The 21405-nt window shown below is 62.5% G+C and carries 19 protein-coding genes; 10 read left to right on the plus strand and 9 right to left on the minus strand.

Annotated elements, in window-relative coordinates:
- The first annotated feature begins 105 nt into the window (after positions 1-105).
- Positions 106-1290 (plus strand): MFS transporter, encoded by a 1185-nt coding sequence (locus tag C0058_RS17125; RefSeq protein WP_102369155.1) that lies wholly within the window; start codon positions 106-108, stop codon positions 1288-1290.
- Here C0058_RS17125 and C0058_RS17130 read toward each other — a convergent pair.
- Positions 1284-2321, minus strand: a complete 1038-nt coding sequence (locus tag C0058_RS17130) for a dienelactone hydrolase (protein WP_102369156.1) — start codon at positions 2319-2321, stop codon at positions 1284-1286. The genes C0058_RS17125 and C0058_RS17130 overlap by 7 nt on opposite strands.
- Positions 2322-2548: 227 nt before the next feature.
- On the minus strand, positions 2549-3160 hold the full coding sequence (locus tag C0058_RS17135) for an FMN-dependent NADH-azoreductase (RefSeq protein ID WP_087692678.1): 612 nt from the start codon (positions 3158-3160) through the stop codon (positions 2549-2551).
- Positions 3161-3285: 125 nt separating this feature from the next.
- Here C0058_RS17135 and C0058_RS17140 point away from each other — a divergent pair, with 125 nt between their 5' ends.
- Positions 3286-4194, plus strand: a complete 909-nt coding sequence (locus C0058_RS17140; RefSeq protein WP_003215364.1) for a LysR substrate-binding domain-containing protein — start codon at positions 3286-3288, stop codon at positions 4192-4194.
- The gene (locus C0058_RS17145) at positions 4191-4553 is read left to right on the plus strand and encodes an MmcQ/YjbR family DNA-binding protein (protein WP_032899493.1); all 363 of its coding nucleotides are present in this window, start codon (positions 4191-4193) and stop codon (positions 4551-4553) included. The genes C0058_RS17140 and C0058_RS17145 overlap by 4 nt, the downstream gene beginning before the upstream one ends.
- Here the strand turns inward: C0058_RS17145 and C0058_RS17150 are convergent.
- Together C0058_RS17150 and C0058_RS17155 are read right to left on the minus strand one after the other, a co-directional pair.
- Positions 4536-4919 (minus strand): DUF1294 domain-containing protein, encoded by a 384-nt coding sequence (locus tag C0058_RS17150; RefSeq protein ID WP_003215359.1) that lies wholly within the window; start codon positions 4917-4919, stop codon positions 4536-4538. The genes C0058_RS17145 and C0058_RS17150 overlap by 18 nt on opposite strands.
- Positions 4916-5746 carry an undecaprenyl-diphosphate phosphatase gene (locus C0058_RS17155; RefSeq protein WP_003215357.1) on the minus strand — a complete coding sequence of 277 codons (831 nt, stop codon included), beginning with the start codon at positions 5744-5746 and terminating at the stop codon, positions 4916-4918. Before C0058_RS17155 ends, C0058_RS17150 begins: the two co-directional genes overlap by 4 nt.
- A 229-nt stretch (positions 5747-5975) precedes the next feature.
- On the opposite strand from C0058_RS17155, the gene C0058_RS17160 reads away from it, so the two are divergent.
- From C0058_RS17160 to C0058_RS17175, 4 genes are all read left to right on the plus strand, one after another.
- Positions 5976-7610 (plus strand): methyl-accepting chemotaxis protein, encoded by a 1635-nt coding sequence (locus C0058_RS17160; RefSeq protein WP_102369157.1) that lies wholly within the window; start codon positions 5976-5978, stop codon positions 7608-7610.
- Positions 7611-7801: 191 nt separating this feature from the next.
- Complete coding sequence (gene pnuC / locus C0058_RS17165) at positions 7802-8365, plus strand: nicotinamide riboside transporter PnuC (protein ID WP_003215352.1); 564 nt, start codon at positions 7802-7804, stop codon at positions 8363-8365.
- Positions 8362-8883 (plus strand): AAA family ATPase, encoded by a 522-nt coding sequence (locus tag C0058_RS17170; RefSeq protein WP_102369158.1) that lies wholly within the window; start codon positions 8362-8364, stop codon positions 8881-8883. Before pnuC ends, C0058_RS17170 begins: the two co-directional genes overlap by 4 nt.
- Positions 8884-9024: 141 nt before the next feature.
- A complete protein-coding gene (locus C0058_RS17175; protein WP_102369159.1) occupies positions 9025-10542 on the plus strand; it encodes an FAD-dependent oxidoreductase in 1518 nt (505 codons plus the stop codon).
- Here C0058_RS17175 and ggt read toward each other — a convergent pair.
- Positions 10539-12263 (minus strand): gamma-glutamyltransferase, encoded by a 1725-nt coding sequence (gene ggt, locus C0058_RS17180; RefSeq protein ID WP_102369160.1) that lies wholly within the window; start codon positions 12261-12263, stop codon positions 10539-10541. The genes C0058_RS17175 and ggt overlap by 4 nt on opposite strands.
- A gap of 153 nt (positions 12264-12416) precedes the next feature.
- On the opposite strand from ggt, the gene C0058_RS17185 reads away from it, so the two are divergent.
- A complete protein-coding gene (locus tag C0058_RS17185; RefSeq protein ID WP_003215344.1) occupies positions 12417-13073 on the plus strand; it encodes a TetR/AcrR family transcriptional regulator in 657 nt (218 codons plus the stop codon).
- Between the two features lie 121 nt (positions 13074-13194).
- On the opposite strand, the gene C0058_RS17190 is transcribed toward C0058_RS17185, so the two are convergent.
- The 4 genes from C0058_RS17190 to C0058_RS17205 form a co-directional block, all read right to left on the minus strand.
- The gene (locus C0058_RS17190; protein WP_174717784.1) at positions 13195-16731 is read right to left on the minus strand and encodes a molybdopterin cofactor-binding domain-containing protein; all 3537 of its coding nucleotides are present in this window, start codon (positions 16729-16731) and stop codon (positions 13195-13197) included.
- 16 nt (positions 16732-16747) lie between these two features.
- Complete coding sequence (locus C0058_RS17195; protein ID WP_087692683.1) at positions 16748-17224, minus strand: (2Fe-2S)-binding protein; 477 nt, start codon at positions 17222-17224, stop codon at positions 16748-16750.
- Between the two features lie 256 nt (positions 17225-17480).
- The gene (locus C0058_RS17200; RefSeq protein WP_003215338.1) at positions 17481-17915 is read right to left on the minus strand and encodes a MarR family winged helix-turn-helix transcriptional regulator; all 435 of its coding nucleotides are present in this window, start codon (positions 17913-17915) and stop codon (positions 17481-17483) included.
- 189 nt (positions 17916-18104) lie between these two features.
- Positions 18105-19157 carry a 2,5-dihydroxypyridine 5,6-dioxygenase gene (locus C0058_RS17205; RefSeq protein ID WP_102369162.1) on the minus strand — a complete coding sequence of 351 codons (1053 nt, stop codon included), beginning with the start codon at positions 19155-19157 and terminating at the stop codon, positions 18105-18107.
- 308 nt (positions 19158-19465) lie between these two features.
- On the opposite strand from C0058_RS17205, the gene C0058_RS17210 reads away from it, so the two are divergent.
- Both C0058_RS17210 and C0058_RS17215 read left to right on the plus strand, forming a co-directional pair.
- Positions 19466-20599, plus strand: coding sequence for an FAD-dependent monooxygenase (locus tag C0058_RS17210; protein WP_003215332.1), 1134 nt, complete (start codon positions 19466-19468; stop codon positions 20597-20599).
- Positions 20596-21405 carry an alpha/beta fold hydrolase gene (locus C0058_RS17215; RefSeq protein WP_102369163.1) on the plus strand — a complete coding sequence of 270 codons (810 nt, stop codon included), beginning with the start codon at positions 20596-20598 and terminating at the stop codon, positions 21403-21405. The genes C0058_RS17210 and C0058_RS17215 overlap by 4 nt, the downstream gene beginning before the upstream one ends.

Here is a 21405-nt window from a genome sequence, read left to right on the forward strand (position 1 = left end):
CCGGATAGGCACGGGCCGCAATATCATCAAATATAGTTAGCCTGCTTCCTTTTACCCCAAGCCCTTGCCATGATGCCCGCACCGCCCGCCCGCGAACGAGTCCCCATGCCTGCCACACAGCCTGCCACCCCCAGCTCCTTGTCGATCACCCTGCAGATCGTTTCCATCGTTTTCTACACGTTTATCGCGTTTATCTGTATCGGCCTGCCGATTGCCGTCATCCCCGGCTATGTCCACGGTGAGCTGGGTTTCAGCGCGGTGGTCGCCGGGATAACCATCGGCTCGCAATACCTGGCCACGCTGCTCAGCCGCCCCATGGCGGGGCGCATGTCGGACAACGTGGGCACCAAGCGCGCTATCGTGCTGGGCCTGAGCGGGATTCTGCTGAGCGGGGTGCTGACGTTCATCGCCACGCTGGTGCAAAGCTTGCCGTTGCTGAGCCTCGGCATATTGATTGTCGGCCGGCTGTTACTCGGCGTCGCGCAGGGCCTGATCGGCGTCGGCACCATCAGTTGGTGCATGGGCGCGGTCGGTGCCGAACATACGGCACGATCGATCTCGTGGAACGGCATCGCCTCCTACGGCGCGATTGCCATTGGTGCACCGCTTGGGGTGGTGATGGTTGCCGACTACGGCTACACCAGCCTCGGAATCGCCCTCACGGCACTTTCCGCCCTGGGCCTGCTGCTGATTCGCAACAAACCTTCGGTGCCCGTGGTGCGCGGCGAGCGGCTGCCCTTCTGGGCGGTATTTGGGCGTATCGCGCCGTTCGGCGCCAGCCTGTGTCTGGCATCGATTGGCTACGGCACCCTCACCACGTTTATCACCCTCTACTACTTGAGCCGTGGCTGGACGGGCGCAGCCTGGTGCCTGACGGTATTTGGCGTGTGTTTCATCCTGTCACGGCTGGTGTTTATCTCTGCCATCAACCGCTTCGGCGGCTTCACCGCGGCGATTGCCTGCATGACCATCGAAACCCTGGGCCTGACGCTGCTGTGGCTGGCACCGTCCACCGGCGTGGCCTTGATAGGCGCCGGGCTGACCGGCTTTGGTCTGTCGCTGGTGTACCCGGCGCTGGGCGTGGAGGCGATCAAGCAGGTGCCCAACAGCAGCCGGGGCGCCGGGTTGAGTGCATATGCGGTGTTTTTTGACCTGGCGCTGGCCATTGCCGGGCCGGTGATGGGTGCGGTGGCGCTGAACCTGGGCTACTCGTGGATCTTCTTCTGCGCCGCCCTGCTTTCCATCAGCGGCCTGGGCCTGACGTTACTGCTCAAGCGCCGCGCTTACTGATCAGCCGTCTGCAAGCCCGCCCGGGTGGATTGCCCGAGGGTGTGATTAAAGAACCGCCCGGCCTCGGAAATCAGGTCGCGGTGGATGCTTTCACGGTCAACCCCGTCAGCATCGGTGCACATGGCGGGCATCGCGGCCAGTTGGCTCTCGTCGCAAGGCGCCATGAACACAAAGTGCCCTGCCCCGGCCAGCAGCTTGAAGTCCGGCGGCTCCGGCAGTTTGCGCGCCAGGGCCTCGGCGTTCTTGTCCACGGCCACCAGCTTGTCGCCGTCGCCGCTGTAGAGCAGCACCGGTACATGCACGTCCGCCAGGGTGTGGCGGCCAAACATCAGGCTCAACGGCGCCATCAACATCAAGGCATGGATACGCGGGTCGGCCTGCGGTTGCAGGTCGTCGCGGTCGACGATCAACTCGCCCTTGGTGGTGCAGGCGTCGCGATCTTCCGGGCGTTGCTGGCAGTAGCGGCGCAGGCGGTCGAGGTCCGGCTTGGCGCCGCCGAGGATCAGCGCGGTTTCGCCACCGGCCGAATAACCGATGACGCCTACCTGGTCGACGTTGACGAATGGCGACAGCATCGGGTCGCCGAGGGTGGCGGTGATCGCTTCGGAAATCTGGATCGGGCGCCCGTACAGGTTGCTCAAGGTGCCCAGCCGGCTGTGATCCTTGTAGTTGTCGCCAGGGTGCAGCACCGCCACCACCACAAACCCCTTGCGCGCCAGGGAGGTGGCGAGGTCGTGCAGGGCCAGGGGCGTGCCGGTATTGCCGTGGGACAGCATCAGCATTGGAAAGCGGCCGATGGCGATTTTCGAGTCTTCAGTGGCGGCGATGTGATAAGCGCCCACCTGGGTGGTGTGTTCCAGGCCGGTGGACGGGTAGAACGCGACGGCTTTCATCGGCTGCAGATCCAGCGGGTCGAGAAAAGTCATGCGGTGGAAGCCCACACTCCAATGGGGGTGCGGCGCGGGCGCGGCTTGCACTGAAATCAGGCCGCCGAGCAGGGAGAGAACCAAGACTGCACAAAGACGCATCATGGGGATGTCCACCTTTGTTGCGTAAGCCCGCGTAGCTGTTGAAGTATCCATGGTTCAGGCGCTCGGACTGGCAGGGTTTACCCATGCGTGCATAACCTGGGCCAAAGTAGTGACAGCGGGTAAACGAAAAAACTCCGTACTCCGATCGCTTTTCAGGCGAGCAGAATACAGAGTTTAGGCGCCTCGAATCAGATTGATATCGAGGAACAGCAAAATTTACACAAGTCTTACGCTGCGGCAAACAATTGTTCGTTGATCACTGCGTTGGCGTCGCTGATCGCCTTGCTGCGCACTTCATCGCCATAGCCCAGGCCGTGAGCGCGGACGATTTCGATGTCGGTGATGCCGAGGAAGCCCAGCAGTACTTTCAGGTAGTCTTCGTGAGCCACACCGGTAGGCTGGCCAACGTGCAGGCCGCCGGAGGTCGACACGATGATGACTTTCTTGCCACCGGCCAGGCCTTCAGGACCGTTTTCGGTGTAGCGGAATGTCTGGCCGGCGACGGCGATACGGTCGATCCAGGCCTTGAGTTGGGTCGGGATGGTGAAGTTGTACATCGGCGCAGCCAGGACGATGGCGTCGGCCGCGAGGAATTCGGCGAGGGTGTTGGCGCTCAGCTCGGCTTCATGTTTCTGTACGGCATCACGCAGCTCGGCAGCGGTGCCCAGTGCACCCAGGGTCACGCCGGAAAAGTGGTTGATGCCTTCGCTGGCCAGGTCACGGTAGGTCACTTCAACGTCTGGCTCGGCCGCCTGCCAGGTCTTGACGACACCTGCGCTCAACTGACGGGAAACCGAGTTGTCGCCGAGGATGCTGGAATCGATATGCAACAGTTTCATGGTTAATCTCCAAGTAAGCATCGCCAAGGGCGACGGAATGGAAATAAGCCTACAGATGAAACCAATCAGCGATTAGTCAGGCAATGTGCGATTATTCGTCCCACTGACAGGACAATAGGCCCACCATGCAAGATCTGAATGACCTCTACTACTTCGCCAAGGTGGTGGAAGCCGGCGGTTTCGCCGCTGCCGGGCGACTGCTGGGGATTCCCAAGTCGCGGCTGTCGCGGCGCATTGCCGAGCTGGAAGAACGCCTCGGCGCCCGCTTGCTGCAACGTACCACCCGCCAACTGACCCTCACCGCCGTGGGTGAACGCTACCTGCGCCACTGCCAGGCAATGCTGCTGGAGGCGGAAATGGCCGATGAGGCAGTGGCCAGCATGTCCAGCGAACCCCGCGGTCGGCTGCGGGTCAGCAGCCCCGTGGGCCTGGCTCACCAATTCCTGCAGACCGTGGTGGCGGAGTTTCTCACCGCCAACCCGCTGGTGCAGTTGGAGATGAACCTGGTCAACCGCCGCGTCGACCTGGTGGCCGAAGGCATTGATGTGGCCTTGCGCGTGCGCGAGCTTGGGGATGAAGACCCGCTGCTGGTGACCAAACGCCTGCGCCAGGCCCAGACCGCGATTGTCGCCAGCCCCGACTTTGTGCGTGAGCGGCAGATCGACACCCTGGAAGACCTCAAGCAACTGCCGGTGCTGGGCGCCCTGGAAGCAGACCGCATGGTGCACTTCCGCATGCTCAGCCCGGAAGGCAGCAGCCACGACCTGGTGATGGAAGCACGGCTGGGGATCGATGATTTCCTGGTACGCAAGGCCTGCGCCCTCGCCGGCCTGGGGTTTACCGTGCTGCCGATGATGTATTGCGAGGAGGAATTGGCCAACGGCCAATTGGTGCAGCTCTTGCCGCAATGGTCATTGCCGGGTGGCTGGTTGCAGGCGGTGTACCCACATCGGCGCGGCGTGTTGCCGGCCGTGCGGGCCTGGATCGACCACCTAGATAACGCCTTCAAAGGTTGCGGAGACCGTTTGCTATGAGAATGACCGAAGAACAAGTCGCCACGTTTTGCCTGGGCTTGCCCGGCGCGCGGGAAGATTACAAATGGGGCGGCGTACGGGTGTTTTCGATTGCCGGCAACAAGATGTTTGCCTTGCAGAACCTGCGGGGCGACTCGCTGGCCTTCAAGGTCGACAAGGAGCTGTTCCTGGGCCATGTGGATCGCCCCGGCATCCACCCGGCGCCGTACCTGGCGCGGGCGCAGTGGATCATCATGGAAACGCCCTACCCGCTGGGCGCCGAGGAACTGCGTGGCCTGTTGCAGCGTTCCCACCAGTTGGTGGTGAGCAAGCTGCCCAAGCGCACGCAGGTCGGCTTGTTGCTAGAAGATCGAGAGTAGCGTGCCACCCAGGAACAGCTGATCAATCCAGAACACCTGGTGCAGCAACACGATCAGCCAGAACACCACCTGATAAGACACCTTGCGCGTCTTGTGGCGGAACACCTGCTGGGCAATCAACGCCCCCGGCCAACCGCCTGCCAGCTCCACCGCGTGCAGGACGTTTTCCGGGGTGCGCCAGCTGTCTTCGCGAGCCTTGCGCTTGTCGCTCCAGTACAGCAGGAACGCCACCACGCTGACCACGCCATAGGCCACCAGCGGGATCAGCGAAACCCCGCGGTACCCCAGCAGCGCCGCACCAAACAGCGGCGCGGCGCACAACAGTGCAAACACCAACGCCTTGAAGCGCGGATGCTGGATGATCATGGCTTGACGGCCGACCAGTCGATCCAGCCGAACTGCCAGGTGGCCAGGATCACCAGGCCGAAGGCGATCCGGTACCAGGCGAACGCCGCGTAGCTGTGGCTGGCGATGAACTTGAGCAGCGCCTTGACCGCGATCATCGCGAAGATGAACGAGGTGACAAAGCCGATGGCAAACACCGGCAGGTCATCCGGCTGGAACAGGTGACGGTATTTGTAGCCCGAATACACCGCTGCGCCGACCATGGTCGGCATCGCCAGGAAGAACGAGAACTCGGTGGCGGTCTTGCGTGACAGGCCGAACAACAGGCCGCCAATGATGGTAGCGCCCGAGCGCGAGGTGCCCGGGATCATCGCCAGGCACTGGGCAAAGCCGACTTTGATCGCGTCCTTCCAGGTGATGTCGTCGACGGTTTCGGCGTGCACTTCATGCTGGCGGCGCTCGGCCCACAACATGATGACGCCGCCCACCACCAACGCCGCCGCAACGGTGATCGGGTTGAACAGGTAGTGTTTGATCAGGTCGGCGAAAATCACCCCCAGCACCACCGCCGGCAATACGGCAATGATCAGGTTGACGGTGAAACGCTGGGCATTGCGCTGGGTCGGCAAGCCAATGACCACGTCGAGGATCTTGCGTCGAAACTCCCACACCACCGCCAGGATCGCGCCCAGCTGAATGATGATATTGAACGCTTCAAAGCGTTCGCCACCGAAGTTGATCAAGTCGGCCACGATAATCTGGTGCCCGGTACTGGAGATCGGCAAAAACTCCGTCAGCCCCTCTACAACGCCGAGTATCAGTGCCTGTACGGCGGTCCAAAGATCCATCGATTCCCCCAAAGGTCATGCCCACGGCATGCCTCGTTGATATTTTTTAGACGTTCACTAACGAAGAGTGCGCTGCAAGCACAGCGCAAATAATCAAGGCCGAACTGCGAAAATTCCGTGAAAAATCAGGCAGGACTCAGGTTTTTTGATTCTGGGCCGAAAGCCTATCAGACAAGCCGGAAATGTCGATGCAGCACCCAAAATTATAAGAACACGGAGTGACAGGACCATGAACAGTTTGCGCAATATGTCTATCAGCCGGCGCCTCTGGCTGATCCTGATCGTCGCCGTGCTGATGCTGCTAACCCTCGGCCTGCTTATGCTCAAGCAGATTCATGACGACCTGTACCAGGCCAAGAGTGAGCAGACCCAGCGCGTGGTGCAAACCGCCAGCGGGATCCTGACTTATTATCACAGCCTCGAAACCAGCGGCGTCCTGACCCGTGAAGCGGCGCAGAAGCAAGCCTTGAGCGCAGTACGTGGCTTGCGCTACGGAAAGGACGACTACTTCTGGATCAACGACCTCACGCCCGTGATGATCATGCACGCGGCCAACCCCAAGCTCGACGGCCAGAACCTGTCGGCCATCCGTGACCCGGACGGCTTTGCAGTGTTCAACGAGTTCGTGATCCTGGCCAAGGCCAAGGGCGCCGGGATGGTGAATTACCGCTGGCCCAAACCCGGCGCCGATGCGCCGGTGGCCAAGACCTCCTATATACAGCTGTTCGAACCCTGGGGCTGGATCATCGGTTCCGGCGTGTATGTCGATGACGTGCAAGGCGAGTTCCGCGGCCAGGTGTGGAAAGCCTCGGTGGTTGGCCTGGTGATCGCGCTGATCATGGCCCTGCTGGTGGTGCTGATCGCCCGCAGCATCGTGCGCCCGTTGCAGCAGGCAGTGAATGCGATGGCCAATATCGCCAGTGGCGAAAGCGACCTGACCCGCACCCTCGACACCCATGGCCAGGATGAAGTCACTCAATTGTCGCGGCACTTCAACAGCTTTACCGCCAAGCTGCGGCAGGTGGTAGGCCAGTTGCAGACCTGCGCCAACGCCTTGGGCCAGTCGTCCACCGAGCTGGGCAGCAACGCCAGCGATGCCCATGACCGCAGCCAGCAGCAATCGCAGCAGATGGAACTGGTGGCGACGGCGATCAATGAAGTCACCTATGGCGTACAGGACGTGGCCAAAAATGCCGAGCATGCCGCCAGCGAAATGCGCGATGCCCAGGTGCAGGCCGAACAGGGCCAGCTCAATATCGATGGCAGCCTGCAACGGATCGACCAGCTCTCCGGCACCATCAGCCAGGCCGTGGAGGTGATCCGGACGCTGTCGACTGAAAGCACGCAGATTGGCGGCGTGCTGGAAGTGATCCGCTCGATTGCCGACCAGACCAACTTGCTGGCCCTCAACGCCGCCATCGAAGCGGCCCGCGCCGGGGAGCAAGGCCGTGGTTTTGCGGTGGTGGCCGACGAAGTACGGCTGCTGGCCCAGCGCACGCAAAAATCCACGGCAGAGATCCAGGCGATGATCGAGCGCCTGCAAGGCCATTCGGAGGCAGCGGTCAAGGTCATCAGCGACAGCCACCAGGCCTCGCAACTGACTATCGAACAAGCAGGCCAGGCGGGAGCGAGCCTGACTGCCATCGGCCAGGCGCTGCGTAATCTCAACGGGCTGAACGCCTCGATTGCCAGTGCCACGTTGCAGCAGGCGCATGTGGTGGAAGACATCAACCAGAACGTCACCCAGGCAGCCGGCTTGTCCCACAGCACGGCACTGGCGGCGCAGCAGTCCAGCGTCGCGAGTGCGCACTTGAAAGGCCTGAGCGAACAACTCGACAGCCTTCTGCGCCAATTCAAGGTCTGACGCCGATGATCGTTCCCACGCTCTGCGTGGGAACGCATCCTGTGACGCTCTGCGTCACCGTTGCGCAGAGCCGGGACGCGGAGCGTCCGGAACTGCATTCCCACGCAGAGCGTGGGAACGATCTATCGTCGCACCGCCGCTCCCACATTGGTTACAATCAGCGCCCTCTTCGACTCCCCCAAGGAACCGCCATGTCCGGGCTTGAACTGTTTGCCGCCGCCCTGGGGGTGATCGCTGTCTGGTTGACGGTTAAACAGAACCCGTGGTGCTGGCCCATCGGCCTGGTGATGGTGCTGCTGTACACCTGGATCTTCTTCGATGTGAAGCTCTACTCCGACATGCTCCTGCAAGTGATCTACGCCGCCCTGCAACTCTACGGCTGGTGGCAGTGGACCCGCGCCGGTGAGGTCAAGCAGGGCCGGCAAGTCACCAGCCTGGGCCTGCAACCGATCCTGCAAGGCCTGGCTGTGGGTGCTGTGGGCAGCCTGTTGCTGGGCGCAGCCATGGCCCACTGGACCGACGCCGCCCAACCCTGGCTGGACGCGGCCCTGACCGGCTTCAGCCTGGTGGCGCAGATGTGGATGGCGCAAAAACGCGTGCAGTGCTGGCCGTTGTGGATCACCGTGGATGTGATCTTCGTCGGGCTGTTCCTCTACAAAGGCCTGTACCTCACCGCCGCGCTCTACGCCTTGTTCACCGTGATCGCCGTGCAGGGCTGGCGTGAATGGCGCGCCGACCCGGCGTTGCACGCATGAAGGTGGTGGTACTGGCCGGCCCGGAATCCAGCGGTAAAAGCTGGCTGGTCGCCCAGTTGCAGGCACATTTTGGCGGGGTAATGGTGGGCGAATACGTGCGTCATTTCATCGACCACCACCAGCGCGATACCACCCTGGCGGATATCCCGGAGATCGCCCGGGGCCAGTTGGCCTGGGAAGATACCGCCCGCGCCGCGCAGCCGGCGTTGCTGATCCTCGACACCAACCTGCTGACCAACAAGCTGTGGAGCCAGACCCTGTTTGGCGACTACCCGGCGTGGCTCGACAGCGAACTGCTCGCCCGCCACTACGACCTGCACCTGCTGCTGTCTCCGGAAGACGTGGAGTGGACCGCCGATGGCCAGCGCTGCCAGCCGGAGTTTGCCGATCGCCTGGCGTTTTTCCAGGCCAGTCGTGACTGGCTGGAGCAACATCATCTACCGCTACGGGTCATCCGTGGGGATTGGCAAGCACGCCAGGACCAGGCCTTTTCAGCTGTGGAACAACTGCTGGATTGACCGGCGGGGACGATTTTCATGCACCGCTCGTTACGCATGGCCCACTTTCAACGTTCTGGCGCGCAGGGCTGAAGACCGGTTATCGGGTCAACGCAGTCCTCTACCCGGGGCACCGGTCAATCCTTAAAAGGAGATTGGCCTATGAACATGCGCATCGTTGCCCGCTTGATCAACTTGCCCGAAGACCGTGGCGTTCGTGTTGAAACCGCCGCCCATCACATCCTGCTGGTGCGTTCGGGTAGCGAGGTCCGTGCCTATCAGGCGGATTGCCCCCACGCCGGGGCGCCCCTGGAGCAAGGCGTGGTCTGTGACGGGAGGATCATTTGCCCGTGGCACAAGGCGGCCTTCCGGGTGGATGACGGCCAGGTCTGCGAGCCGCCCGCGCTGTTGCAGCTCAAGCAGTACCCGGTGGAGATTCACGACGGCGTGGTCAGTGTGGGCGACGAGGCACTGCCCTCACCCGCTGCCCCGCACACCAACGATTCGCGCTGCTTTATCGTGATTGGCGCCGGTGCAGCCGGTTCGGCGGCCGTGGCCACGCTGCGCCGCAAGGGTTTCAGCGGCCGGTTGTTGTGGATCGACCAGGAACAGGACCCCGCCTACGACCGCACCGCCCTGAGCAAATTCGTCATCTGCGGCGAGATGCCGCCGCAGGAAACACCGCCCTTGCTGGACGAGGCCACCTGCCACGCGTCGCGGATCCACGGCGAAGTGCGCCATCTCGACCCTCAAGCCAAGCGCCTCGAGCTTGCGGACGGTCGCCATTTCGACTACGACGCCGCACTGCTGGCCACCGGCGGCGAAGCCAGGCCGCTGGATATTCCGGGCACCGTACTCAACAACGTGTTCGTGTTGCGCTCCCGGGACGATGCGGCGCGTATCGTCAAGGCGGCTCAACCGGGCACATGTGCAGTGATCATCGGCGACAGTTTTATCGGCCTGGAAGCCGCGTCCGCCTTACGCAAGCGCGGGTTGACGGTGCAGGTGGTGGGCCGTCACGAGATTCCGCTGGCGGCCCAACTGGGCAAGCGCATCGGTGCCTCACTGCGCCAATTGCATGAAGCCAACGGCGTGATATTCCACACCGCCAGCGAGCCTGCACGCCTGGAAGGCCACATGGACGTGACGACGGTGGTGCTGAAAAACGGCCACAGATTGGCCGCAGACCTGGTACTGATAGGCGTCGGCGTCACGCCTGCCACGGGGTTTGTCGAGGGGCTGGAAAAAGCCGAGGACCAGTCGCTCAAAGCCGATGCCGGTTTGTCTGTCGCGCCCGGACTATGGGCGGCGGGCGATATGGTGACCTTTCCATGGAACGGCCAACCCGTGCGCATCGAACACTGGCGTGTGGCGCAGCAACTCGGGGTGCTGGCGGCGCGCAATATGCTGGGCGCACAACAGGTGTTTGCCGATGTGCCGTTCTTCTGGACGTATCACTTCGGCAAGACCTTTGAACTGCTGGGCCACCCCCGCCACTGGAATCAGCTCCACGTGGAAGGCGACCTGCAGCGCCACGACTTCATCGCCCTGCTCTGCCAGGGCGACGAAGTGGAAGCGGTAGTTGCCTGTGAACATCAGCGGGCCATGGCGCTGCTCTCGCAACGCCTGAAGCACCCGCTGAAGAAGGCCGAGGTGCTGGAGCTGATCCGCGGGCTTTAGTAGCCCAGCGACAACCCGGTATTGCGCCGAGGGTCGTTGGCCCCATAGAAACGGTTATTGCCGACCGGCTTGCCGTCCAGGGACGGCGCGCCTACCAGGATCGCCGCCAGGTGGTTAGCGTCCTGCGGGCCGGCAAACTTGTGGCCCCAGCCTTCGAGGATTTTCTGGGTGTCGGGGCTCAGGGCAAAGCGTTCGATATTGGTCGCCTCAGGCAGCCATTGCTGGTGGAAACGCGGGGCGTCCACGGCTTCCTGGATGTTCATCTTGTAGTCGATCACGTTGAGGATGGTCAGCAACGTGGCCGTGATGATACGGCTGCCACCCGGCGTACCCACCACCATCACCGCCTTGCCATCCTTGGTGACGATGGTCGGGCTCATGGACGACAGCGGCGTCTTGCCCGGAGCAATGGCGTTGGCTTCGCCCTGCACCAGGCCGTACATGTTCGGCACGCCGATCTTGGAGGTGAAGTCGTCCATTTCGTCGTTGAGGATCACCCCGGTCTTGCTCGCCATCACGCCCGCGCCGAACCAGTCGTTGAGGGTGTAGGTCACCGAGACCGCGTTGCCCCACTTGTCGACGATGGAGTAGTGGGTGGTGTTATTGCCTTCGTGGGGCGAAACGCCCGGCTTGATGTCCTGGGAGATCCCGGCTTTCTGCGGGTCGATGGCGGCGCGCAGTTTGGCGGCGTAATCCTTGTCCAGCAGGTGCTCGACCGGGTTCTGCACGAAGTCCGGGTCGCCGAGGTAGCTGTTGCGGTCGACGTACGCGTGGCGCATGGCTTCGATCTGGTAGTGCAGGCCCTGGGCCGAGTGATAGCCGAGGTCGGCCATCGGGTAGCCTTCGAGGATGTTCATGATTTCGCAGATGACCACCCCGCCCGAGCTCGGTGGTGGTGCGGACACCACATGGTAGCCACGGTAGTCACACTCGATGGGCGCCAGTTCGCGGGTCTTGTATTTGTCCAGGTCGGCTTGGGTGATGATGCCTTTGCCCGATTGGCTGGAATCCACAATCGCCTTGGCTACCCAGCCTTTGTAAAAGCCATCGGTGCCCTTGACGGAGATTTCCCGCAGGGTTTTCGCCAGGTCTTTCTGCACCAGCTTCTGGCCCACCAGCATCGGCTCGCCGCCGTGCAGGAAGATGCCGCGCAGGTCTTTGTCTTTCTTGAATTCGTCAGTAGCGGTGTGCAGCAGGTCGACATCGCCCTGCTCCAGGGCAAAACCGTCTTCGGCCAGCTTGATCGCCGGGGCGATGACCTGGGCGCGCTTGAGGGTGCCGTATTTGCTCAGCGCCAGTTCCATGCCCGACACAGTGCCGGGAACGCCGACCGCCAGGTGGCCCTTGGAGCTGAGGTCCGGGACCACGTTGCCGTCCTTGTCCAGGTACATGTCGGCGGTCGCGGCCAGCGGGGCTTTTTCGCGGAAGTCGAGGAAGGTCTTGCGGCCGTCGGCCAGTTGCACGGTCATGAACCCACCGCCGCCCAGGTTGCCGGCCGCCGGGTACACCACGGCCAGGGCGTAGCCCACCGCCACCGCCGCATCCACGGCGTTGCCGCCGGCCTTGAGCACATCCACGCCCACATGGGTCGCCAGATGCTGGGCGGTGACCACCATGCCATTTTCGCCAGCCACCGGGGCCTGGGAGGCCGCCTGCACGCCGCTGACAGTCAGCACCAGCGCGGTGGCAATCAAAGTTCGGGTAAACGGTTGGTATTTCATCCCTGGCTACTCTGTTTATTAGAAGAACTCGAAAGTAATACTTTTCCGATCCAAGCCCCAGCGTTATGCCGCGTTTGTGACAGAGCCTGTCGGTAACGGAATAATGCCCATGCTATATTCCGGGCCTTTACGCCGCGCAGCAGAGGCTTTTCGATGGTGATCAAGAAGACCGGTATCCGCGCCCAGCAAGCCGACCAGACCCGCGCGCGGATTCTCCAGGCGGCGGTCAAGGTCTTCACCCGCGACGGCTATTCCGGCGGGCGTGTGGAAAGCATTTCCCGCGAGGCCGACTCCAACGACCGCATGCTGTATTACTACTTCGGCAGCAAGGAGCACCTGTTTGTGTGTGTGCTGGAGCACACCTATGAACAGTTCAACAAGGCCGAAAGCAAGCTCAAGCTCGACCTGACTGCACCGGTGCAAGCGTTGCAGGCGCTGGTGGGGTTTATCTGGAATTACTACGTCAAGCATCCCGAGTTTGTGGCGATCCTGAGCATCGAGAACCTGCACCAGGGCAAGCATGCGAAGCAGTCGGGTGAACTGCGGCGGTTGTCCGGGGAGGCGGTTGGGGTGTTGCGGCCGATCATTGAGGCGGGCCAGGCCCAAGGGCTGTTTCGTGAAGATGTGGACATCAAGCATGTGTACTTGATGATTGCTTCGTTGTGCTACTTCTATAACTCCAACCAGCACACGCTGAGTTCGTTTTTGGGGGAGGATTTGGCGGATAAGACCCAGCAGCGGGATTGGCTGGGGTTTATCAGTGATCTGGTGTTGCGCGGGGTATGCGTGACACCGCCCATCCAACGGTAGAACCTGGATCTAAATGTGGGAGCGGGCTTGCTCGCGAATGCGGTGTATCAGTCAATATATTTGGCGACTGACGAACCGCTTTCGCGAGCAAGCCCGCTCCCACATTTTTTGACCGTGTGAATCAATGGGTACCGGGATTGGCTCGCAGGTGTGCCACGGTTTGCTCCAGGCCTTCCCACTGCGGTGCATGGGGTGCGAAGCGCCCGCGCAGGTAGGCGGCCAACTCCGCCACTTGGGTGTTCGACAAACTGTCCTTGAACGCCGGCATGTAACCCAGATCCTTGGTCGCCGGAGTGCTGATCCCTTGCAAAATCACCTTGATCAGGTTGTCCGGTTGATCGCTGTGCACATTGGTATTGGTCGCCAGTGACGGGCTGACGCCGAACAGCTTCGGGCCCTGTCCGTCGGCATGGCAGGCCTTGCATGAACCTTCGAATACCCGTCGCCCATTGGCATTGGGCACCGTCGCAGCTGCCACCACCTGCGCTTCGGCGGCGCCGCTGTCGTTCAGCAAAGCCAGGTACACCGCCATCGCGCGGATGTCGGTCTTGGGCAGTTTCGCCAGTTCAGTCACGACCGGTCCCATCGGCCCCGTTGCCACGCCATGGGCATCGGAATAACCAGTGCTCAGGTAGCTGAACAATTGGTCTTCGGTCCACGGCGTCGGCGCCTTGGACAAGCCATTCAAGGCCGGCGCTTCCCAACCGTCCACCCTGCCGCCCGCGAGGAACGCCTTGCCGCCCTTCTCCGCCCCCATCAGGTTGCGCGGCGAATGGCACGCCGCGCAGTGCCCCAAACCGTTGACCAGGTAAGCGCCACGATTCCATTGCTCGCTGCGCTGTGGCTGCACGCTGATTTCCCCACGGCGCAGGAACAGCGCATTCCAGCCGGCCATCAACGGCCGGATATTGAACGGAAACTTCATCGCATTCGGCACCGGTGCCTGGCTCACCGGTGCCTGGGACATCAGGTAGGCATACAGCGCCTGCATGTCGGCATCGTTGATATTGCGAAACGCCGTATAGGGAAACGCCGGGTACAGGTTGCGCCCGTCGCGGCCAATGCCGTCGCGCATCGCCCGCTCGAACGCCGGGTAGGACCAGTTGCCAATCCCGGTTTTCTCATCCGGGGTGATGTTGCTGCTGTAAAGGGTGCCGAACGGCGTATGCATCGCCAGCCCGCCGGCATTGGGGGCACCGCCCGGTGCCGTGTGGCACACCGCGCAATCCCCCACGGCGGCCAGCAAGCGCCCGCGCTCCAGCGTGGCCTTGGACCAGGTGCCTGCACTGGGCGGCGCAATCGGGGCAATTTCGCTGTGAAACGGCCACGCGGTAGCAGCCATGCCCAGCACCGCGCCAAAGGCGGCGAACAATGAGCCGAACAACCATTTGCGGCGCTTTTCCGGGGACTTCGCCGGCTCGCCCAGGGTGCCTGCATTCAGCGCCGCCAATACCCGCTCGGGGGTAATCGGCAGCTCGCGAAAACGGATGCCGGTGGCGTCATAGATCGCATTGGCAATCGCCGCCGCGCTGGGCACCGAGGCCGACTCACCGGCGCCCATCGGGGGCTGGTCCTGGCGCGGCATCATCAGTACGTCGATCTGCGGCACTTCCGGGAAGGTCAGGATCGGATAACCGCCCCACTCCTTGCTCGCCACGGTCGACTCTTCAAAGGTCACGCGTTCCTTGAGCACACGGCTGGTGGACTGGATCACATTGCCGTGGATCTGATGCTGCACCCCTGCGGGGTTGATCATCATCCCCGAGTCATGCCCGATCACCACCCGCGTCACCGAGACATCGCCGGTCTGCTTGTCGATGGCCACGTCCGCGACCCACGCCGCCCACGCCGCACCGAAGCCGGGGAACTTGCTGTGGATGTAACGCGCGTAGGCAAAGCCCCGACCACGCAGCAGGTGGTCCTCATTCGCGGTTTGCATCGGCGCGGTACGCGGTGCCCAGTTGGCGCGTTCGGCGGTGGATTTCACCAGGTCGATGGCGCGCTCGTCCTTCAGGTAACGCAGGCGGTACTCCACCGGGTCGACCCCGGCGGCAAACGCCAGTTCGTCGATATAGGATTCATGGGCGAAGGTGTTGGGCAACGCCGACACACCGCGCATCCACGAGGCGCGAACGATCGGCGCCATGTCGTTGATGGTGACGCGCATGTTCGCGATGTCGTAGGGCGGGATCGAGGTGCGGTCGCCCATCTCGAACATCGCCGCCACCGGCTCGACCCGGCCGGTCAACAGCAGCGCCAGGGTGGGCGCGCCGTTGGACGGGTAGCTGGTTTCAAAGTCATAGGCGGCGATGCTGCCGTCGGCGTTCAGGCCGCCGTCGACATCCATCAATTGCGCGGTGCCCTTGGGCTCCCACAGGTGCTCCTGTTCGCGGGTCAGTTGCACCCGCACCGGCTTGCCCACCGCACGCGACAGCAGCAAGGCGTCGGCGCATACATCATCGGCGCAGTTACGGCCGTAGCAGCCGGCGGCCTCCATGCGAATCACGTCGATGGACGCTTCCGGGCATTCCAGCAACCAGGCCAGGTCGGCCCGCAGCAGGTGCGGGTTCTGGCTGCCCGACCAGACGCGGCTGCCACCGGGCTGATAATCCGCCACGCCACAGGACGGGCCGATGGAGCCGTGCATCTGGTATGGCCACAGGTAGGTGCGCGGCATGCGCTGGCTGGCGGCGGCCAGGGCTGCGTCGACGTTGCCCTGGTCGAGCACGGTGCGGCGTACCCGCGGGTTGTCGCGGATTGCCTGCTCCACATCGCTCATGTCCGGCAGTGGGTGGTTCCAGGGTTTCCAGTGCACCTGCAGTTCCTGGGCGGCCTTGATTGCCTGCTCTTCGCGCAAGGCCACCACGCCGACAAAATCACGGATCACCACCACCGCAACAATGCCCGGGATATGGGCGATGGAAGACTCGTCGACCTTCAGCAGGCTGTTGCCGACAAAGTCACCGCAATCCAGGCCCGCATACGGTGGGCGGATCACCCGACCGTGGAGCATGTCCGGCACGCGCATGTCGTGCACGTACGTCAGTTCGCCGGTGGCCTTGCCCGGGATATCCACCCGGGCTGCGCCCTTGCCCACCAGGCGGTAATCGGCGGTGGCCTTGAGCGGTGCATCGCCGCTGATGCGCAGTTGGTCATGCTCGCCCGTCACCAGTTCGCCATAAGTGATGGTGCGCCCGTCTACGCCGCGGATAACGCCTGCGTCGACCTTGAGACTTTGAGCATTTACGGACCAGCGTTGCGCCGCCCGCGCCAGCAGGAAACGCCGGGCTTCGGCGGCGGCATTGCGCAGCGGAATCGCGGAGATCTGCAAGGTTGCGCTGGCAATGGTCGCGCCCTGGTTCGGCGCACGCTCGGTGTCGCCCAGCACCATGCGCACCTGGTCCATGGTCAGGTCCAGTTCTTCAGCGACGATCTGCGCCAGGGAGGTGCGAATGCCGGTGCCCAGGTCCACGTGCCCGTTGAAGGCGTACACCAGCCCATCATCGTTCACTGCGATAAACAGCCCCAGCTCCTTGGGCTTGACCGTCGGTGTGCCGCCTTTGGCCACCGGCCCCGAAGGTGGCAGCACATCGTCGACGATCAGCAGGACGCCGGCCTTGGCCAGCCATTGGTCGCGGGAAGGGATTGCGTCAGTCATGGTCATCGATCCACGTTCAAGGCATTTGGCGGGCGGCACGCAGCACCGCGCGGAGGATTTCGATATGGGTGCCACAGCGGCAGAGGTTGCCCGACAGTTCGCTGCGCACCTCGGCTTCGCTGGGGTTGGGATTGCGGTCGAGCAAGGCCTTGGCGGTCATGATCATGCCGTTGAGGCAGTAGCCGCACTGGGCGGCCTGTTCATCGATGAAGGCCTGCTGCACCGGGTGCGGGGTCTGGCGGGTGCCGAGGCCTTCGAGGGTGACGATGTTGCGGCCCACGGCACCCGACAGGGGGAAGACGCAGGAGCGTGCAGCCACGCCGTCGATGATCACCGTGCAGGCGCCGCACTCCCCCAGGCCGCAGCCGTATTTGGGGCCGTTGAGTTGCAGGTCATTGCGCAGGATCAACAACAGCGGGGTGTCGGCCATTGCGCTGACTTCGCTGGTGTGGCCGTTGACCTCAAGCGTTACCGTGATGTTCTGGCTGGTCATTCGCTTCGCCCGTTGGATTTGGTGAAGTGTCCACTACATCAAACAGTCAAAAAAAAGCGTCGCGTACCTGGGGTCTCGCGACACACTTGACGGGTGAAGTGGTTACTACATCAACGTAGAGCAAAAACGGTGCCAGAAGATGGATGAATAGCTGTGGCGAGGGAGCTTGCTCCCGCTGGGTTGCGAAGCGACCCCAAAAGATGGGCCTGCTGCGCAGTCCGGCGGGAGCAAGCTTCCTCACCACAGGGGATCGGGGTCAGGTTTGGGGGTCTTCGATCATTTTGCGTAGCAGGAAGAGTACGGCGACGCGTTCGGCGGGGTTTAGGTTGCTCAGGGTCAGTTCGGTGATGGTGGCGGCGCAGGGCACGGTTTGCTGCACCAGGGCGGCGCCGGAGTCGGATAGGTTGACCACGACTTTGCGTTTGTCCTGCGGGTCGGGTTCGAGGGTGATCAGTTCGCGGGCCTTGAGGCGTTCGACGATGCCACGGATGGTCGCCTGGTCGACGGCGGTGGCCTTGACCAGTTCGGTGAGCGAACTTGCACCGTGATCGCGCAGGGCGCACAGGGTGACGAACTGCACGGCGGTGAGCTGGGAGTCGCCGACGTTCTGCTGGAAGATCGCCAGGTGACGCTGGTAGGCCTTGCGCAGCAGGTGGCCGACTTGCTCGGAGAAAACGTAGGAATCAGGCACGGCGGGCTCGGGAAGGCGGTGGTCGATGGGGTGGCATGATGGCGGGGTTGTGGAAATGACTCAAGGATCTCATTGCCGGAACGCGGTTGAAATGTGGGAGCGGGCTTGCTCGCGAATGCGGTGTGTCAGGTGGCGCATGTGTGACTGACGTACCGCATTCGCGAGCAAGCCCGCTCCCACATTGGATGTTTAGTGGGCCAGGGAGGCCTTGGGGGCTACGACGTCGCCGGCGATGACTACGGCCTCATCATCGAGGTAGACGTCGCAATTGCGCAGCGGGATGTCCATGTGGCACGGCGTCTTGCGGGTGCCGCCGACTTCGGTGTTCGGGCCGGTGGAGAACAGGAAGTTGCCGTAGAACGCGCGGGCGTCCATGCACATGCCGTCGTTCTTGTCGTGCAGGCCCATGGCCGTCCATTGCGCCCGTGGCTGCAGGCCCCAGCCGATGTGGGAGATGCCATATACCTCGGGGTCGTCGAAGTATTTCATGTAGTCGCGCAGGTATTCGGCCTCGAAACCACCGTGGATTCTGGTGATGAAGCCCTTCTCGATCTCCAGGGTGATTTTCTCCCGGGTGTAGGTCTTGAACGGCAGCAGGATGTCGCCGATATCCAGCACCAGCACGCCCTCTGCAGTTTCCTCATTGGGCCAGGAGAACAGGAAGCCGCTCGGCCAGTGGTCCCAGCGTCCCGGTTCGTCGGCAAAGCCGTATTCGGTGACGGACGGGTATTGCCCCAGCGCCGCCCGGAAATCACTGCCGGCGCGGGATTTGACGTGGATCGAGCGGGCTTTTTTCAGCAGTTCTTCAGCGGCCAGCACGCGCACTTTGTCCTCTTCGGTCGGCAGCATGCGCGCCAGCACTTCCGGGGGTTCAACCGCCAGCAGGATGCGCGTGCCGGTCTTGAGGATCTGTTCCTGCTCCGGCGAGTGCAACAGCATCATGGTGTCGACGATCAGGTCTGCCGCTTCCAGCGCCCGCTGCGCCGCGATATTGCCGGTCAGGGCAGTGTCGCCACAGTAGGCCGTCATGTCATTGCCCATCGCCCGGGGATGGTTGAACGACGGCAACTCCACCGCATACACCTTGGCCCCCAGGCGCTGCGCAGCGTCCATCGCGGCGCGCACGGTGCGCGGGTCGGAGTAATGGCTCTTGAGCACGGCGACGCTCTGGGTCGGGTCGACCTTCGAGAGCTTCAACACATGCTCAAACATCTGGGTCAGTTCGCAATCACTTACCGGCATTTCCTGTCTCCTCAGCTGCTGCACCAAGATCTTGCAGGGCGCTTCACTCTAGTGCGTTTTTATAGCGTATACGCCAATTAATCACGATAAGAACTGATTTCATCATGGACTGCAAGCACCACGCCAAAACGTTACGAATCCACACAAGCCCAGTTATATATGGAGACAACCGGTTACAAGGGATCGATATGGCCAAAAAAACAATTTTTCAGGCGTGGGCTTTTCATTTGAAAAAATGAGCGTATACACTTTAAAAACCTTGCGGACAGACGCCGCCGGCCATTATTCGAAAAAGAGGACCACGCCCCATGGGAAGCACACAAAAAATCGCAATCGTCGGCGCCGGCCTTGGCGGTGCCGCCGCTGCCACCCTGCTGCAACAGGCAGGGTTCGACGTGGACATCTACGAGCAGGCGCCGGAGTTTTCCCGCCTGGGTGCCGGGATCCACATGGGCCCCAACATCATGAAAATCTTCCGCCGCATGGGCATCGAAAAACAGCTGGACCTGATGGGGTCGCACCCCGAGCACTGGTTCAGCCGCGATGGTGAAACCGGCGACTACCTGTCACGCATTCCCCTGACTGGCTACGGCGCGTCCTACATCACCGTGCATCGCGGCGATCTGCACGCGCTGCAGATGTCCACTCTCAAGCCCGGCACCCTGCACTTCAACAAGCGCCTGGAAACCCTTGAAGAAACCGATACCCAGGTGCGCCTGACTTTCGCCGACGGCGAGGTAACCTACGCCGACATCGTGATCGGTGCCGACGGCATCAACTCGCGCATTCGTGAAGAGCTGCTGGGTGCCGAAAAACCGTTGTACAGCGGCTGGGTCGCGCACCGTGCGCTGATCCGTGGCGACCAGTTGGCCAAGTACGACCTGAAGTTCGAAGACTGCATCAAGTGGTGGACCGAGGACCGGCACATGATGGTCTACTACACCACCGGCAAGCGCGACGAGTACTACTACGTCACCGGCGTGCCGCACCCGGAATGGGACTTCCAGGGCGCCTTCGTCGACAGCAGTCGGGAGGAGATGTTCGACGCCTTCAAGGGCTACCACCCGACCGTCCAGGCCCTGATCGAATCCACCGAAAGCGTGACCAAATGGCCGTTGCGCAACCGCAACCCGCTGCCGTTGTGGAGCCGTGGTCGCCTGGTATTGCTGGGCGATGCCTGCCACCCGATGAAACCCCATATGGCTCAGGGCGCCGGCATGGCCATCGAAGACGCCGCGATGCTGACGCGCTGCCTGCAGGAAACAGGGATCGGCGACTACCGCACCGCGTTCGAGCTGTATGAAGCCAACCGCAAGGAACGCGCGTCCCGGGTGCAGGCCGTGTCCAACGCCAACACCTGGCTGCGCACCCAGGAAGATCCGGACTGGGTCTACGGCTATGACCTCTACGCCCAGCAACTGAAATCGGGGGTGGCGGCGTGAGCAGCTTTCTCTATGGCGGCAACGTCCAGGCCAACGGTATCCGCCAGCATTACCTGCGTTACGGCGGCAAGGGCCCGGCACTGATCCTGATTCCCGGCATCACCAGCCCGGCGATTACCTGGGGTTTTGTCGCCGAACGCCTGGGTTTGCACTTCGACACCTACGTGCTGGACGTGCGCGGTCGCGGCCTGTCGTCCACCGGACCGGAGCTGGACTACAGCGCCGACACCTGCGCCGATGACATTGGCGCGTTTGCCGACGCCCTGAAGCTCGACAGTTATCACCTGGTCGGCCATTCCATGGGCGCGCGGTTTGCCGTACGCAGTGCGGTGCGCCATCCACAAAGTGTCAACCGCGTGGTGTTGATCGACCCGCCGATGTCCGGCCCGGGTCGCCGCGAATACCCAAGCAAACTGCCGTGGTACGTCGATTCGATTCGTCAATCCCAGGTCGGCATGGATGCAGAGGCGATGCGCGCCTTCTGCGCCACCTGGACCGACGAACAACTGCAACTGCGCGCCGAATGGCTGCACACCTGCTACGAGCCGGCGATCGTGCGTGCGTTCAATGACTTCCATACCGTCGACTTCCATCAGGACCTGCCGCACCTGGAGGCTCCTGCCCTGCTGATTGTTGCCGGACGCGGCGGTGTAATTCAGGCCGAAGATGTCGCGGAAGTCCGACAGTTACAGCCGACCCTACAGGTCGCCCATGTGCCAAATGCAGGACACATGATCCCCTGGGATGACCTTGAAGGCTTTTTCGCTGCCTTCGGCGACTTCCTCGGCCAGCCCCTGACTGCATAA

Origin of the sequence: Pseudomonas sp. NC02 (genome assembly GCF_002874965.1) — a bacterium.
Taxonomy (GTDB): domain Bacteria; phylum Pseudomonadota; class Gammaproteobacteria; order Pseudomonadales; family Pseudomonadaceae; genus Aquipseudomonas.